At 72.6% G+C, this 15,759-nt stretch carries 14 protein-coding genes; all 14 read right to left on the minus strand.

Annotated elements, in window-relative coordinates:
• Positions 1-5 precede the first annotated feature (5 nt).
• The gene (locus AB0J40_RS20725; RefSeq protein ID WP_364455362.1) at positions 6-1,010 is read right to left on the minus strand and encodes an ABC transporter permease; all 1,005 of its coding nucleotides are present in this window, start codon (positions 1,008-1,010) and stop codon (positions 6-8) included.
• Entirely contained in the window at positions 1,007-2,506 is a 1,500-nt protein-coding gene (locus tag AB0J40_RS20730; RefSeq protein ID WP_364455365.1) for a sugar ABC transporter ATP-binding protein, read from the minus strand. Before AB0J40_RS20730 ends, AB0J40_RS20725 begins: the two co-directional genes overlap by 4 nt.
• Positions 2,503-3,684 (minus strand): ROK family transcriptional regulator, encoded by a 1,182-nt coding sequence (locus AB0J40_RS20735; protein ID WP_364455368.1) that lies wholly within the window; start codon positions 3,682-3,684, stop codon positions 2,503-2,505. The genes AB0J40_RS20730 and AB0J40_RS20735 overlap by 4 nt, the downstream gene beginning before the upstream one ends.
• A 357-nt stretch (positions 3,685-4,041) precedes the next feature.
• Entirely contained in the window at positions 4,042-5,214 is a 1,173-nt protein-coding gene (locus tag AB0J40_RS20740; RefSeq protein ID WP_364455661.1) for an ROK family transcriptional regulator, read from the minus strand.
• Positions 5,215-5,280: 66 nt separating this feature from the next.
• Entirely contained in the window at positions 5,281-5,886 is a 606-nt protein-coding gene (locus AB0J40_RS20745) for a hypothetical protein (RefSeq protein WP_364455371.1), read from the minus strand.
• 29 nt (positions 5,887-5,915) lie between these two features.
• Positions 5,916-7,055 (minus strand): hypothetical protein, encoded by a 1,140-nt coding sequence (locus AB0J40_RS20750; RefSeq protein ID WP_364455374.1) that lies wholly within the window; start codon positions 7,053-7,055, stop codon positions 5,916-5,918.
• Complete coding sequence (locus tag AB0J40_RS20755) at positions 7,052-7,390, minus strand: hypothetical protein (RefSeq protein WP_364455377.1); 339 nt, start codon at positions 7,388-7,390, stop codon at positions 7,052-7,054. Before AB0J40_RS20755 ends, AB0J40_RS20750 begins: the two co-directional genes overlap by 4 nt.
• A gap of 23 nt (positions 7,391-7,413) precedes the next feature.
• A complete protein-coding gene (locus AB0J40_RS20760) occupies positions 7,414-7,887 on the minus strand; it encodes a YbaB/EbfC family nucleoid-associated protein (RefSeq protein WP_364455380.1) in 474 nt (157 codons plus the stop codon).
• A 399-nt stretch (positions 7,888-8,286) separates the two neighbouring features.
• Entirely contained in the window at positions 8,287-9,246 is a 960-nt protein-coding gene (locus AB0J40_RS20765) for a glycine betaine ABC transporter substrate-binding protein (protein ID WP_364455383.1), read from the minus strand.
• A gap of 19 nt (positions 9,247-9,265) precedes the next feature.
• Positions 9,266-11,728, minus strand: coding sequence for an ABC transporter permease subunit (locus tag AB0J40_RS20770; RefSeq protein ID WP_364455386.1), 2,463 nt, complete (start codon positions 11,726-11,728; stop codon positions 9,266-9,268).
• A 269-nt stretch (positions 11,729-11,997) separates the two neighbouring features.
• Positions 11,998-13,164 carry a fumarylacetoacetase gene (gene fahA / locus AB0J40_RS20775; protein WP_364455389.1) on the minus strand — a complete coding sequence of 389 codons (1,167 nt, stop codon included), beginning with the start codon at positions 13,162-13,164 and terminating at the stop codon, positions 11,998-12,000.
• Complete coding sequence (locus AB0J40_RS20780; protein ID WP_364455392.1) at positions 13,161-13,991, minus strand: hypothetical protein; 831 nt, start codon at positions 13,989-13,991, stop codon at positions 13,161-13,163. Before AB0J40_RS20780 ends, fahA begins: the two co-directional genes overlap by 4 nt.
• Positions 13,958-15,157 carry a cupin domain-containing protein gene (locus AB0J40_RS20785; RefSeq protein ID WP_364455394.1) on the minus strand — a complete coding sequence of 400 codons (1,200 nt, stop codon included), beginning with the start codon at positions 15,155-15,157 and terminating at the stop codon, positions 13,958-13,960. Before AB0J40_RS20785 ends, AB0J40_RS20780 begins: the two co-directional genes overlap by 34 nt.
• Before the next feature lie 71 nt (positions 15,158-15,228).
• A complete protein-coding gene (locus tag AB0J40_RS20790) occupies positions 15,229-15,750 on the minus strand; it encodes a MarR family transcriptional regulator (protein WP_364455397.1) in 522 nt (173 codons plus the stop codon).
• Positions 15,751-15,759: the final 9 nt, after the last annotated feature.

Genomic DNA, 15,759 nt, shown 5'->3' on the forward strand with positions numbered 1-15,759 from the left:
GGTGGTTACTGACTACCGGTCCTGGCTTTCCTGGCCCGGAACTGCAAGAGCACGGCGAGCACGATGATCACGCCCTTGGCGATGTTCTGGATGTCGGTGTCCAGGTTGTTCAGCGTGAAGATGTTCGACAGCACCGTGAAGATCAGCACGCCGATGAGGGTGCCGATGAGCGAGCCGCGGCCCCCGGTCAGCAGCGTGCCGCCGATGACCACCGCCGCGATCGCGTCGAGCTCGTAGAACATGCCGTTGGTCGACGCGCCCGCCGTGGTCCGCGCGACGACCATGAGCGCGGCGATGCCGCAGCACAGCCCGGCCACGCCGTAGACGAGCGCGAGGTGGCGCTTGACGTTGATGCCGGCCAGCCGCGACGCCTCGGCGTTGCCGCCGACCGCGTACGTCCGGCGGCCGAAGGTGGTGCGGTTGAGCACGACCCAGCCGACCGCGAACACGAGGGCGAACAGCCAGATCAGCGTCGGGATGCCGAGGAAGCCGCCGCGGAAGAAGGCGAGGAAGTCCTGGTCGGCGACGACCTGGGTGCGCCGGCCGCTGATCCGCTCGGCGAGCCCGCGCGCCGAGACGTACATCGCGAGCGTGGCGATGAACGGCACGACCTTGCCGTAGGCGACGAGCACGCCGTTGATCAGCCCGCAGCCGAGCCCGACCGCGAGTCCACAAAGGACCATCACCCACGGCCCGTACGACTGCGTGGCCAGCGTCGTCAGCCAGACGCCGGCCAGGCCGACCATCGAGCCGACGGACAGGTCGATGCCACCGCTGATGATCACGAACGTCATTCCGACGCTCACCACGCCGATCGCCGCGGCCAGCCGCAGGATCGTCGAGATGTTGCTTTCGGTGAAGAACAGTTCCGGCCGGGTGAACTGGCCCACCAGGCACAGCACCACGAGCACCCCGGCCAGGCCGAGCAGCCGCGGGTCGGCGACGAAGGCGAACCGCCGCTTCCGTTCGGCGGGAAGCGCTTCCTGTGGCGGTGCTTGCGTTTCGGTCATGCCGCGCTCCCCTCGAGAATCACGTCGAGCACCTCGGCCTCGGTCAGCCCGCCGGAGCGCCGGTCGGCGAGGACACGGCCCTCGCGCAGCACCAGCACCCGGTCGGACAGCCCGAGCACCTCGGGGATTTCGCTGGACACCAGCACGATCGCGACGCCGGTCGCGGCCAGCTCGTCGATCAGCCGGTACAGCTCGGCGCGGGCGCCGACGTCGACGCCGCGCGTGGGTTCGTCGAGCAGCAGCACCTTGCAGCCGCGGACCAGCCACCGCGCGAGCACGGCCTTCTGCTGGTTGCCGCCGGACAGCGTGCGGACGATCCGCCGGGGATCGGCGGGCCGCAGGTCGAGGCGCCGCAGGCTGGCGCCGGCGTCGTCCAGTTCCTTGGCGCGCTCGGTGAAGCCGAGCTTCGCGTACCGGCCGAGGCTGGCCAGGGTCACGTTGTGCACCACCGGGAGGTCCAGCAGCAGGCCCTGGCTCTTGCGTTCCTCGGGCGCCAGCCCGATCCCGGCCTTGACGGCGGCCAGGACGTTGCCGGTGCCGAGCGGTTTCCCGTGCACGGCGACGGTTCCGCGGTCGGCCTTGCGTGCGCCGAAGATCGTCTCGAGCAGTTCGCTGCGGCCGGAGCCGACCAGCCCGGCGATGCCGACGACCTCGCCCGCGTGCACGGTGAAGCTGACGTCCTCGAACTCGCCCGCCCGCGAGAGGTGCTCGACTTCGAGGGCCACCTCCGGCCGGGCGTGGCCGTCGTGGCGCGGGCCGAAGACGGTCTCCACCTTGCGGCCGGCCATCAGCGCGACCAGGTCGGCGGTCGGCGTCTCCCGGGCGTCGAGGCCGGTACCGACGGTCCGGCCGTCCTTGAGCACGGTCACCCGGTGCCCGATCCGGCGCAGTTCCTCGAGCCGGTGGGAGATGTAGACGACCGCGACACCGTCGGCGGTCAGCTCGCCGACGATCCGGAAGAGGTTGTCGACCTCCTCACCGGCCAGCGCGGCGGTGGGTTCGTCCATCACCAGCAGGCGGGCGTCGTGGGCGAGGGCGCGGGCCATCGAGACGAGCTGCTGCCCGGCGGCCGACAGCTTGCCGACCTCGGTGGACGGCCGGATGTCGGGGTGGCCGAGCCGGGCCATCAGACGGGCGGCTTCGTCGCGGGCCTGCGAGATGCGCGTGAAGCCGAAGCGGGCGCGTTCGTGGCCGAGGAAGATGTTGTCGGCCACCGAAAGCCCGGGCACGAGGTCGAGTTCCTGGTACATGGTGGCGATGCCCAGGCGCAGGGCGTCGACCGGCGAGCCGAGCGTGACGGGTTCGCCCTGCCAGGTGATCTCCCCGGTGTCGGGCTGGTGCGCGCCGGCGAGGACCTTGATGAGCGTCGACTTGCCGGCGCCGTTCTGCCCCAGCAGGCAGTGCACCTCGCCCCGTTCGACGTCGAGGTCGACGCCGTCGAGCGCGCGGACGCCGGGAAAGGTCTTCACGATCCCGCGGACGGACAGCAAGCTCATACCGAGGCCTCCTCGACGAGCGTCGGGTTCGCGAACAGCCGTTCGGCGGCCAGGTGCGCGGCGCCCCGCAGCGGCGCGCCCAGGCCGAGCCGGGACGGCACGATCCGGGCGTGGCCGAGCGGCCGGGCGGCGAGCTCGACGCGGACCGGTTCCACCAGCCAGTCGCCGAGCTCGGCGAAGTAGCCGCCGAGCACGACGACGTCCGGGTCGAGCACGTCGACCACAGTGGACAGTGCGACGCCGAGCGCGACGCCGAGTTCGTGGACCGCCGTGCCCGCGCGCTGGTCGCCGAGCCGGACGCGCTGCCTGAGCAGCGCGACGCGGCCGCCGACGCCGAGGGCGGGGTCGTGGAGCGGGTCGCCGGGCGGGGCCGCCGCCCGCAGGACCGCGGCCAGGTTCGCCTTCGTCTGCAGGCAGCCGGTCCGGCCGCAGGAGCAGCGTTCGCCGGAGGGGTCGACGGCGATGTGCCCGACCTCGCCCGCGAAGCCGCGCGCGCCGCGCAGGACGGCGCCGCCGGAGACGAGTCCCCCGCCGACTGCGGTACCGCCGCTGAGGTAGAACAGCTCGCTCCCGGCCCCGTCGAGCGACTCGGCGAGTGCGCCGAGGTTGGCGTCGTTGTCGACGGCGACGGCCTCGGCGGGCAGGCCCAGCCGGGCGGCCATCAGGCCGGCGATCTCCGCGTCGCGCCACCGCAGGGCCGGGGCGAGCCGCAGCACGGCGGCGGCCGAGTCGACCAGCCCGGGCACCGAGACGGCGACCCCGACCGGGGCGCCGGGCAGCACCCGGTGGGCGAGGTGGGCGAGTTCGTCCATGCAGCGCGGCAATCCGAGCGCGGCGACGTCGACGGTCTCGGTTCTTTCGGCCAGCGTGCGGCCGGTGAGATCGGTGACGACGGCGGAGAGCCGGTCGGCTTCGATGCTCAGCGCCAGGGCGTAGGCGTCTTCGCCGTGCAGTTCGACGAGCCGGCTCGGCCGCCCGTTGCCGGTCCGCACCCCGGCGGCACGCACGAGCCCGCGTCCGGCGAGGTCGGCGAGCAGGCCGGGAAGGGCCGACTTCGCGATCCCGCAGCGGGCGGCCAGCTGGGTGCGCGAGAGGGGGCCGGCGCGCAGGGCGCGGAGGACGGAGGCGAGGTTGGCCGTCCGCGGGCTCGCCGGGTCGGCTCGCCTGGTCTCGGCCACGGTGCCCCCAGTTGTGTCGTGTCGCGACGGACTTTGTCGCTCAGGCAGCGAAAGTAGGGTGGCGCGCATCACTCGTCAAGGTGATGGAGTCGGGGTTTGGGTGGTTTTCACCCGGATAGACGTGCGAAATCGGACAGACTTTCGATCGTTTGATGCGAAAGTCTGTCCGATTTTGACGCATCGAGCCACGGAGATGCCGGCTGCGGACCCGCGCGGGCGGACGGGCTCGGCGCCGTTGAGCACGACCGGCACGTCCGCTCGGCAATACCCGCGGCTGCAACGGCGCGCCACGCGCCGAGGGCTCGGCCGGTGGAGGCGCTCGCGTCCCGTCGCGCAAGGCAAGGAGCGCCCGCGACCTCAGCTGCTGAGCGTGAACGCCCGATCGGTCGCCGACCACGCCGCTCCGATGACCCCCGCCGTCTCGCCCAGCTCGGACAGCACGATCGGCAGGTTCCCCGTCGCCAGCGGGAGCGACCGCCGGTACACCGCGCTGCGGACCTCGGCCAGCAGCTGGTGCCCGAGCTGGGCCACGCCGCCGCCGATCACCACCATGCCCGGGTTGATGAAGCACACCAGCGAGGCGATCACCTGGCCGAGCCGGCGGCCGCCGTCGCGGATGAGGTTCACCGCGCCGAAGTCGCCCGCCGCCGCGGCGAGGCCCACGTCGCGGGCCGTGATCGCGCCGCGTTCGGCCGCCGCTTCCGCCAGGTGCGCCGAGCGGCCGCTGCGGGCGAGTGCCAGCCCGTCGCGGGCCAGTGCCGCGCCGCCGAAGTAGGCCTCCAGGCAGCCGACCTCGCCGCACGCGCAGGTCGGGCCGTAGTCGTCCAGCCGGATGTGCCCGATGTCGCCCGCCGTGCCCGCCACCCCGCGGTACACCTTGCCGCCGAGCACGATCCCGCAGCCGATCCCGGTGCCGATCTTGACGAACATCAGGTCGTCGGTCGACCGCGCGACCCCGGCGTGCCGTTCCCCGAGCGCCATCGCGTTGACGTCGTTGTCCACCGCGACCGGGCAGCCCCACAGCCCGCCGAGGTGGTCGCGCACGTTGAACCGGTCCCAGCCGGGCATGATCGGCGGCGCGACGGCCATCCCCTCGGCGAAGCTGACCGGCCCCGGCAGGCCGATCCCCGCGGCGACCAGCCGGCCGGGTGCCTGGTCGCGGACCTTCGCCGCGAGCTCGGCGACCCGCCGCAGCACCGGGTGCGGCCCCTGCCGGACGTCGCAGTCTTCGACGGTGTGCGCGAGCACCTCGCACGAAGCGTCGGTGACGGCCAGCCCGACCGACGTCGCCCCGACGTCGACCGCGAGCACCCGCAGGTCACCGGCGAGGCGGACGAGCGTGGACCGCCGTCCGCCGCGGCTGGCCGACGGCCCGGCGGTCTCGACGAGCCCGACCTCCGCGAGCCGCGTCACCTCCGCGCCGACACGCGCCCGCGGCAGCTCGAGGCGCTCCCCCAGCTCGACCCGCGACATCGGGCCCTCGTCCCGCAGCAGGGTGAGCAACCGGGTCTGGTGCCGGGTCTCGACCATCGACTGCTCCGGGCTGGATACCGCGCTCATTCGGCCCAGCGTAGTGCGTCGGCACGCGCGGCCGGGTCACTCCGGCCAGTGCACCACGTCCGGGTGCTCGTGGAACTGCCGCAGGTGCCGCTCCTCCGTGCGGCCCTGGAGCGGGAACTTGAAGCGCGAACCGTCCGGCCAGGTCAGCGTGCGCCTGCGGAAGCTGACCTCCGGCGCCGCGCTCCCCCGCGCCTCCCACACGATCCGCGGCTCGGGCGCGTCGGCCGGGTCCAGGTACGTCGATCCCGTGTCCACGAACGCGACCGACGACGGCGAACACACCAGCCACGGTCCCTTCGCCCGCCGGAGCCGGTCGAGCGGGTCGAGGACCTGGGCGCCGGCCGGACCGGTCACCTGGGCCTCGCGCTCGCCCTTGCCGCCGCCGCTGCCAGCCGCGCTCGCCAGGTACGCCACGTAGCCCACCGCCGCGCCGATTCCCCGGGCGACGGTCAGGAAACCCTGGCGCACCAGGCCTTCGCCCTCGACCGTGCCGTCCGGGCGACGGCCCGGGACGGCGAACCGCACGTCGGTGTCGCCCAGGCGCAGCACGATCACCGGCTCCCGCCAGTGGTCGCGCAGCAGCGCCTCCACTCGCTCGCGGAAGCCCGGGCGCACCAGAGCGGCGTCCTTGGCGGACTCCATGCGGTCGCCGAACCCGACGGCCTTCCGGGCTAGATGTCCAAGTTCCGCCGGGTCTCCTCCGGCGTCCGGTCGCCACCGATCCGGCTCTTGTCGAACCACGGTTCGTCCTCCTCCGGGGTAACGGCTTCCTTGCCTTCGCCGAAGGCCGTCTTGCCCGCGGCGATGCCGGCCTTGACGCTCGCGCCGGCGACCAGCGGGCTCGCGCCGACCGACGTGCCGAACATCGTGGAGAGCATCCGGTTCCCGGGCGTGAACGCCACCCCGGCCGTGTTCTCCAGCGTGTCCAGGCCGAACCGCGACTCCCCGGCGTACCGGCCGAGCCGGAACTTCCGGGTCATCTCCACGACCTTCGTCGAGTACTTCGCGAGGAACTCGATGAACGTGTCGAGCAGCTTGCCGAACTTGCCGAGGTAGCGCGTGACCTTCTGCAGCACGCTCGCGGCCTTGGCGATGGACGCCGTCATCGCGGCGGCGACCGAGCTGCCGAAGCTGATCACCGACGCGGCCAGCGCGGGCAGCCAGATGGTGATCAGCCAGGACACCAGCTCGGTGATGATCGCCTTGATCACCTCTTCGATGACCTGCATGACCATCGACCACATCTGCAGCACCTCGGCGACCGACCCGGCCGCCGAGCCGACGCCGCGGATGCCCGAGGAGAAGTCGCCGAGCGCTTCCTTGGCCGCCTTGCCCGCTTCGTCGACCCACTCGGCGAGCGCCGTGTCGCCGGTCTTCTCGAAGTCCTCGGCGAGCGCGACGAAGCCGTGCGCGATCGAGGCGAAGTTCTCCGACGCGTGCCCGATGGCCGGCCCGTCACCGGTGACGGCGTGCAGCGCGTCCTGCAGCGGCTGGACCAGCTCGAGCAGCATGTTCAGCCCGTGGCTGACCAGCCAGCCGATCGGGTCCATGGCGAAGGTGACCATGTCCGTCGCGGCGCCGGCGACGAACCCCGCGCCGTCGGCTACCAGTGCCTTGCCCGCCGAGGCCAGTTCGCCCGCGCTGTCCGCTTCGGCCGCTTGCTGGGCGTGCTCGGCGATCGACTTGCCGGACTTGTAGACGGTACCGACGACCGGCGTGGCCTCGGCCGCGCGGTCGAGGTTCGCGCTCATGCTCTCGTCGTACGGCTGGACGTCGAGGGCGTCGGCGATGCTCTTCTTGGGCTCGGTCACTTGCCCTGCCCCCCGATCGCGTCGATCTCCGCCTCGTACCGGCCGAAGGCGATCACGCCGGCCTCCTCGGTCCCGCGGTACATCTCGGCGGCCTTGGTCATCTTGGTGGTGAGCCCGTCGACGCCGTCCTTCAGCTCGCCCAGCAGCGACCGCAGTTCGCCTAGGCGCTCGGTGTACCCCTGCTTCGCCCAGATCCCGACGACGCCCCAGGCGGTGTCGGTCACGTCGGCGGCGTCGATCTTGGCCCCGAACTTGTCCGCTTCCTGCTCGTAGAAGGGCAGCTGGCGCGCGTATCCGGAGATCGCGTCGATGTTGGTCTGGATTCCGTCTGGCATCGCGGAGAGTTCCCTCGGTCGGATCAGGAGCGGCGGAGGATCGGGCCTTGGTCGAAGTCGTCGTCGTCCCCGGGATCGGGACGGCGCCGCGGCCGCGGCTCCTGCGGTTCCGACGCGGGCTCGGGCGCGGCGGTTCCGAACGCTTCGGCCTGCGCCTGCCGGACCTGCCCGCTGATGTCGGAGCCGAAGGCCTCGTCGACGATGCCGGCCTGCTGCTGCGCGGCCCCGGCCACGGCCTGGCGCAGGGTGGTCATGATCCGCTGAGCGAGCTGGCCCGCCTCCAGGTGCATCGCCCCGGCGGTGAGCCGCAGGTCGGTGACGGTGCCGCCGGCCCCGGCGGTGACGGTCACGGTGCCGTCCGGCGAAGTCACCGAGGTCGAGACCTGCGCGACGCGCTCCTGCATGTCCCCGACCTCGGCGAACCGGGCCTCGGCCTGGCGCACCTTGGCCTGGAAGGTCTCGAACTGGGCGATCAGCTGGTCCATCTCGGCCGACATCGTCACTTCCTTCGCGGTACGGGGGCTTGGCCGGATCATGACAGATCCGGCGCGTCCGGCGCGGCATTTCGCCGGAATGCGAAGATCAGCCGATGAAGCCCGCCGTCTTGGGCCGGGCCGCGAACCGCTCTCGGAAACGCAGGCGAAGGCCGCGCCCGCCGAAACAACCACGGCGGTGAGCTGGTTCGGCCACCGGCTCGGCGCGGCGAGCGGCCGGAAGCCCCACCCGGTCAGCCGATGCGGCCGACGCGACCCACCGGATGCCTCGCGCGCAGGCCCGGCCGTCGCGCGGTCCTGTCCGGCGCCGCCGCGCCGGCTGGAATGCGATGTCAGCCTGGGAAGGCGACGGCCGAGCCGGACCCGACCACACGCCCGGCGGCGGCCGGAAGCCCCACCCGGTCAGCCGATGAAGCCCGCCGCCTTGAGCCAGTCGTGGGCCACCGTCGCCGGCTTCTGGCCGTCCACGCTCACCTTCTTGTTGAGGTCCGTGAGCGTCGCCGTGTCGAGCTTCGCGGCGATCGGCGTGAACACCTGCTCCAGCTGCGGGTACTTCCGCGCGACCCCGGCGGCGATCGAAATCGCCGGGTTGTACGTCGGGAAGAAGTGCTTGTCGTCCTCCAGCACGGTCAGCTTCTGGCCGGCCACCCGCCCGTCGGTGGACGCGACCGAGCCGAAGCCGCACGGATCGCCCTTGCCGACGCTCGGGTAGACGACGGCGTCGTTGAGGAGGTGGACCTGCGGCTCGGGCAGCGTGAACCCGTAGGCCCTGGCGAGCCCGGGAAATCCGTCGTCGCGGCTCTTGAACTCCGGACCCATGCAGGTCGACGCCGCCGCCGGATCCCGCTTCACCAGCGCCGCGTAGTCCGAAATCGTCTTCACGCCGGTCCGCTCCACCACGGCCGGGTTGCCCGCGATCGCGTAGGTGTCGTTGGCAGGCGAACGGGCCCACCACGTGACGCCGTTGGCCGCGTCGGCCTCCTTGACCGCGTCGTACTGCGCCTGCGCGTCGGCGATCGGCTTCGTCTCGTGGAGGTAGCTGATCCACGCGGTGCCGGTGTACTCCCAGTACAGGTCGACCGCGCCGCTGGTGAGGGCCTGGCGCACGTTGCTCGACCCGGTGATGTTCGTCTTGTCCTGCGGGCTCGCCCCCGCCGCCTGCAGGGCGACCAGCGCGATCTGGCCGAGCAGCAGCTGCTCGTCGAACTCCTTGGAGCCGACGCGGAGCTGCGCGCCGCTCAGCGCGTCGATCTTCTTGATGGACCCCTCGCCCACCCCGGCGCCGGGCTGGTCCTTGCCGATCGTGCACCCGGCGGCGAGCGCCGTGACGAAGGCGAGGACGACGGCTGTCGTGCGTCGCATGGCTTGTCCTCCTTGGGGTTCACAGTCCGCGCGGGTGCAGGACCTCCTCGGCGACCAGTCCCAGCCAGTCGGCGAAGAGCGCCAGTGCGGCGACGACGATGCCGAACGTCAGGCTCAGGACCGGCCGGTACAGCCCGATCCCGGCGACCAGCCCGCCGCCGAGGCCGCCGCCGTCGATGAACGTCGCCAGCGTCGCGCTCGCGACCGTGAGCACCAGCGCCGTCCGGATCCCGGCGAGGATCACCGGGACGGCGAGGGGCAGCTCGATCCGCCACAGGATCGCCGTCTTCGTCATGCCCATGCCGCGGGCGGCGTCGACGAGCGTCGGGTCCACGCCGTCGAGCCCGGCGATCGTGTTGCGCAGCACCGGCAATGTCGCGTAGACGACCAGCGCCGCCACCGCCGTCGCGGTGCCCGTGCCGATCCAGAGCGCGAGCAGGACGACGAGCCCGATCGACGGGATCGCCTGGCCGAGGTTGCCCAGCCCGAGGCCGATCGGACGCGCCCACCGGGCGCCCGCGCGGGTCAGCAGCACGCCGAGCGGCAGGGCGATCGCGATGGTGCAGACCGTCGAGAGCAGCGTCAGCCGCAGGTGCGCGCCCAGTTCGGTGAAGATCTCGCCGGCGTTGAGGTAGCGCTGCTCGATCGAGTCGAGCGGGTACGCGCGCACGGCCAGGAACAGCGCCAGCAGCGCGAGGGCGAGCAGGACCGGGCGGACCAGCAGCCCGAGCCGGCGACGGCGCGGCCGTTCCGGGACGGTCGTCCGCGGGGCTTCCGCGACGGCCGCCGGCGGCGTTTCGGCGGCGGGCTGGAGGGCAGCGAGCAACCGCGGGAGGTCGAGCGTCCGCCCGTCGACCGAGACCGCGGTGCTTCCGGTGCGCACCATCGTGTCCAGCGCGTCCCGCAGGGTGGCTTCACTCGGGATCGACGGCAGCCCGTCCGCCGCCGGCCCGAGGTCGAGCTCCGCGACGGGGATCAGCGCCAGCCGCTTCAGGTTCCGCTTCGAACCGGCGAAGGACGCGACGTAGTCGTCGGCCGGCGCGGCGAGAATCGCCTGCGGCGTGTCGTACTGCGCGATGACCGAACGCGGGCGCAGCACGGCGATCCGGTCGCCGAGCTTGAGCGCCTCGTCGAAGTCGTGCGTGACGAACACGATCGTCTTGCGCACTTCCCGTTGCAGGCGCAGGAATTCGTCCTGCAGCCGCGCGCGCGTGATCGGGTCGGTGGAGCCGAACGGCTCGTCCATCAGCAGGACCGGCGGGTCCGCGGCCATCGCCCGGGCGACGCCGACGCGTTGCTGCTGGCCACCGGAAAGCTCGCGCGGGTACCGGTCGCCGTGTTCGCGGGTCAGGCCGACGACGTCGAGCAGTTCGCGCACGCGGCCGGCGATCCGCCGCCGCGGCCAGCCGAGCACCCGCGGCACGACGCCGATGTTGGCGGCCACCCGCAGGTGTGGGAAGAGCCCGACCTGCTGGATGACGTACCCGGTGTGGCGCCGGTGCTCGTCGAGGTCGAGCTCCGAGACGTCGGTGCCGCCGACCGTGACGACGCCGGACGTGGGTTCGACGAGCCGGTTGATCATCCGCATGGTCGTCGTCTTGCCGCACCCCGACGGGCCGGTCAGCACGACGATCTCGCCGGCGGGGATCCGCATGGTGAGGTCCTCGACCGCGGGCGCGGGCCGGCCGGGGTAGTGCTTGCGCAGGTTCCGCAGCTCGATCGCCGCGCCGGCGGCGCCGTCCGTCTCGGGCGCGGTTTCGCCGAGTGGCTGCGGGCGCCGCCACGTCGTGAGCTTGCCGACCACCACGAAGGCGAGGTCGAACAGCAGCGCCAGCAGCATGATCCCGAGCGTCCCGGTCAGTACCTGGTTCAGGGAGTTGACCGAGCCGAACCGGCCGAGGCCGTCGAAGATCTCGTTGCCGAGTCCCGGCCCCTTGACGTAGGCGCCGATCGCCGCGATCCCGATGGTGATCTGCGTCGAGACGCGGATGCCGGAGAGCACGACCGGCCAGGCCAAGGGCAGCCGCACCCGCCACAGGATCGCGGTCTTCGTCATGCCCATGCCGCGGGCGGCGTCCACGACGGCCGGGTCGACGCCCCGCAGCCCGACGATGGTGTTGCGCGTGATCGGCAGGAGCGCGTAGAGCACGAGCGCGAACAGGACGTTGGTGAGGCCGAGCCCGAACGGCCCGATCAGGATGCCCAGCAGCGCGATGGAGGGGACGGTGAGGAACGCGGCGGTGGTCGTGGTGGCGAGCTCGCCGAGCCACCGCCGCCGGTAGGTGAGCAGGCCGAGCGCCATGCCGGCGAGCACGGCCAGCGCCACCGCGGCGAGCGTGAGGTCCACGTGGAGGATCGCGTCGTTGACGACGTCGATCCAGTTCTCGCGGAGGTACTCCCACAGGCTCAGTGCCGTGCTCCTCGACGTCGGTGAATAACCGCCCGGCTGCCAGCCCAGCACGTCCGTGGGCCTCTTGTCCACCGTCCGCTGCGGAATCCGGGTGTATCACCGGCCCCGCCCGCGGCTCGGTCTCGGTGAGGAAGGGGGGTGACCGCGGCTTCTACCCGCGCGTGCCGCACGAGCAGCCGGTCGAGCCGAACCGGTGGTACCGCAAGGCGGCCGACGTCCACGAGGAGTGGCCGCGCGGCACCACCGGCGGCGAGCGGTGGTCGGCTTTCCGCCGGCGGCGAGGAACCGCCGCCGACGTGCGTCCGCGACGGGAAACCGGTGCGGTACCTGCCCTCCCGGCCCTAGCCTGCCGGGAGGATGCGGCCGCGGACCTCGCCGAAGGCGATGCGCTCGCCGTTCGCGCCCGGGGCCGTCGCCGTGATCACCACCTCGTCGCCGTCCTCGAGGAAGCTGCGCTCCTCGCCCTTGACCGTCAGCGGTTCCTTGCCGCCCCAGCTCAGCTCGAGGAACGCGCCGCGCTGGTGCTTCTCCGGGCCCGAGATCGTGCCGGACCCGTAGAGGTCGCCGGTGCGGGCGGACGCGCCGTTGACCGTCAGGTGGGCCAGCATCTGCGCCGGCGACCAGTACATCTCGCGGTACGGCGGGCGGCTGACCTCCTGGCCGTTCCACTCGACCACCAGCTCGACGTCCAATCCCCACGGCCGGCTTTCCCGCAGGTACGGCAGCGGTTCCGGGTCCTGGCCGGGCAATGGCGTCCGCGCGGCCTCCAGAGCCAGGATCGGCACCACCCACGCCGAGATCGACGTCGCGAAGCTCTTGCCCAGGTTCGGGCCCAGCGGCACGTACTCCCACGCCTGGATGTCGCGCGCGGACCAGTCGTTGAGCAGCACCGCGCCGAACACGTGCCGCGGGAAGTCGTCCGGGGCGATCGGGGTGTTCCGCGGCGTGCCCGTGCCGACGACGAACCCCAGTTCCGCCTCGATGTCCAGGCGCGTGCTCGGGCCGAACACCGGCGCCGGGTCGCCCTTGCGCTGCCCGCTCGGGCGGACGATGTCGGTGCCCGAGACCAGCACGGTCCCGGACCGCCCGTGGTAGCCGACCGGGAGGTGCTTCCAGTTGGGCAGCAACGGTTCCGCGTCCGGCCGGAACAGCCGGCCGACGTTCGACGCGTGGTGCTCGGACGCGTAGAAGTCGACGTAGTCCGCGACCTCGACGGGCAGGTGGAGGGTGACGTCGGCGAGCGCGTGCACGGCGTCGTCCGGGACCTCGCCGGCCACGAGCGACGTGATCCGCGAGCGGACGGCCACCCAGCGGTCGTACCCCTGCGCCATGAACGGGTTCAGCGTCGGCGCGGCGAAGACGTCGTCGCCCAGCGCGCGGGCCAGGTCGAGCACCGAATCGCCGACGCGGACGCCGACGCGCGGGGCGTCGCCGCCCACCGAGAACACGCCGTAGGGCAGGTTCGCCGTGCCGAACGGGGAACCGGCCGGGATGTCGATCGTGGTCATGCCTCTCCTCGGGGCAGCAGGCCGAGGCCGGCCAGCTCGGTCAGGGGGTCGCTGATGCTGCACGTGCCGAACGACGTGAACCGCGTCCGGACGCCGTCGTCCAGGTCCCGGACCAGCGCCGCGACGACCGCGCCGTCCCGCTCGGCCAGGTGCGCTTCGGCGTGGTCGGGGTCGCCGGCCGCGAGCAGCAGGTTGAGGAAGCCGTGCTGCTCGAAGCCGGTCTCCGGGTCGGTGTTGCGCAGCGCGTGGTGCAGTCCCGCGGTCGCCTTGAACGGGACCCCGGCGTCGACGGCGTCGCAGATCGCGGCGGCCAGCTCGGCCTCGGACGGGTACAGGTCGGCACGCACGCCGCCGGTCCGGAACTTCGCCCGGTGGCCCGTCCCGGCGAGCGCCCGCAGCAGCGGGACGCGCCGGTCGTCGCGCGGGATCTCGACGTACACCGGGGCGGTCGCGGCGGACACGGCGTCGAGGACTTCGGCCGGCCCCATGCCGTCCGGCACGGCGATCTCCAGCGCCCGCAGGTCGACCGGCAGGTCCGGGACGGCCTCGAGCACGCCGGCCAGCTGCGCCGGACCACCGGGCAGCGTCACCGCGACCGGCAGCGGGGTGGCGCGCGGCCCGAGCAGGTCACCCAGTGCGTCGAGCGCCGGGGCGGCGAGCACCAGCGGACCGACGAGGTCGGCGTACCAGGCCTTCGTATACGCGTCGTGCGCGGCGACCGCGTCCGGCAGCGGTGCCAGGCCGGGCGGGAAGACCGCGGCGTCGTCGCACAGCCCGGCGAAGAGCGCGGGGATCACGCCACCGGCCCCCGTCCGGACCAGGTCCACGCGTAGCCGGGGTCCTCGCTGGCCAGCCCGCCCTCGCCGAGTTCGAGCGGGCGGAACGTGTCGACCATGACGGCCAGCTCGTCGAAGAACTCCGCGCCGAGCGACCGCTCGACGGCGCCGGGCTGCGGGCCGTGGCTGTGCCCGCCCGGGTGCAGGCTGATCGAGCCCTGGCCGATCCCGGATCCCTTGCGGGCCTCGTAGTTCCCGCCGCAGTAGAACATGACCTCGTCGGAGTCCACATTGGAGTGGTAGTACGGCACGGGCACGGCCAGGGGGTGGTAGTCGACCTTGCGCGGCACGAAGTTGCAGATGACGAAGTTGTGGCCCTCGAACACCTGGTGCACGGGCGGCGGCTGGTGCACGCGGCCGGTGATCGGCTCGAAGTCGGCGATGTTGAACGTGTAGGGGTAGAGGAACCCGTCCCAGCCGACGACGTCGAAGGGGTGGGCCGGGTAGACGTACCGGGTGCCGGTGATGCCGCGCGAGCCGCGGTGCTTGACCAGCACCTCGACGTCCTCGCCCTCGGCGAGCAGCGGCTCCTCGGGCCCGTGCAGGTCGCGCTCGCAGTAGGGCGCGTGCTCCAGCAGCTGCCCGAACCTGGACAGGTACCGCTTCGGCGGCGTGATGTGCGAGTTCGCCTCGACGACGTACGCGCGCAGCGGCTCGTCGCCGGTGGGCACCCAGCGGTGCGTGGTCGCGCGGGGCAGGATGACGTAGTCCCCTTGCCGGGCTTCCAGCAGGCCGAACACGGTCTCGACGCGCGCCTCGCCGGCCTCGACGTAGACACATTCGTCGCCGACGGCGTTGCGGTAGAGCGGGGAGGCCTCCCCCGCCACGACGTAGGAGATCCGGACGTCACCGTTGCCGAGGACGAGCCGGCGCCCGGTGACGACGTCGGCGCTCTTGTAGTCGTTGCCCGGGAACAGCTCGTGCAGCTTCAGGTGGCGCGGCACGAGCGGCCGGTTCTCGGTGAGCGTCTGGTCGGGCAGCTCCCACGGCGTCGCGCCGACGATCGCCGACGGCACGCCGCGGTGGTAGAGCAGCGAGGAGTCCGACGAGAAGCCCTCCTCGCCCATCAGCTCTTCGTAGTACAGGCCGCCTTCGGGGGTGCGGTGCTGGGTGTGCCGCTTCGGCGGGATGGTGCCCGCTCGACGGTAGTACGCCATGGTTCGCCTCCTGACCGTTCCGGCCAATATAGTTCAGACTTTTACTACCATCAATGCCGACGCAGGGCTGCTCAGCGCCGGCTGCGGGTGTCGGCCGCGGTACGGCTGGTGATCAGCTTGCCGAGCAGCATCACCAGGATCCGCTGTTCTTCCTCGGTGAGGGCGCCCGTCCAGCCGAACTCGCGCTCGTTGTGCTCGCGGAACACCGAGACCATCTCGCGGTGGCCCGCGTCCGTCAGCGACAGCCGGACCGACCGGCCGTCGCGCTCGTCGGGGGCACGATCGAGCAGGCCGTCCCCGACCAGCGTCTTGACCAGGTTCGAGACGGCGGCCCGGCTCATCCCGGTCAGCCGGGCGGCGGCCGACGGGTCCAGCGGCCCGGCCAGCCAGACCACGAACAGCAGCCGGAACCCCGACCACGACCGCCCACGCGGCCGGTGCACGGCGGCCTCGAGGTCGTAGGTGACGAGGTCCGACGCCCGGTTCAGGGTCAGCAGCACCTCGGTGGCCAGCTGGTGGCGGAAGCCGTACTCCGTGGCGAGCCGGCGGTTGGCCAGCTCGACGAACGACCAGAAGTCCAGCTCCGCGTCCATGGCCCGCAG

The sequence above is a fragment of the Amycolatopsis sp. NPDC049691 genome (genome assembly GCF_040675005.1).
GTDB lineage: Bacteria > Actinomycetota > Actinomycetes > Mycobacteriales > Pseudonocardiaceae > Amycolatopsis.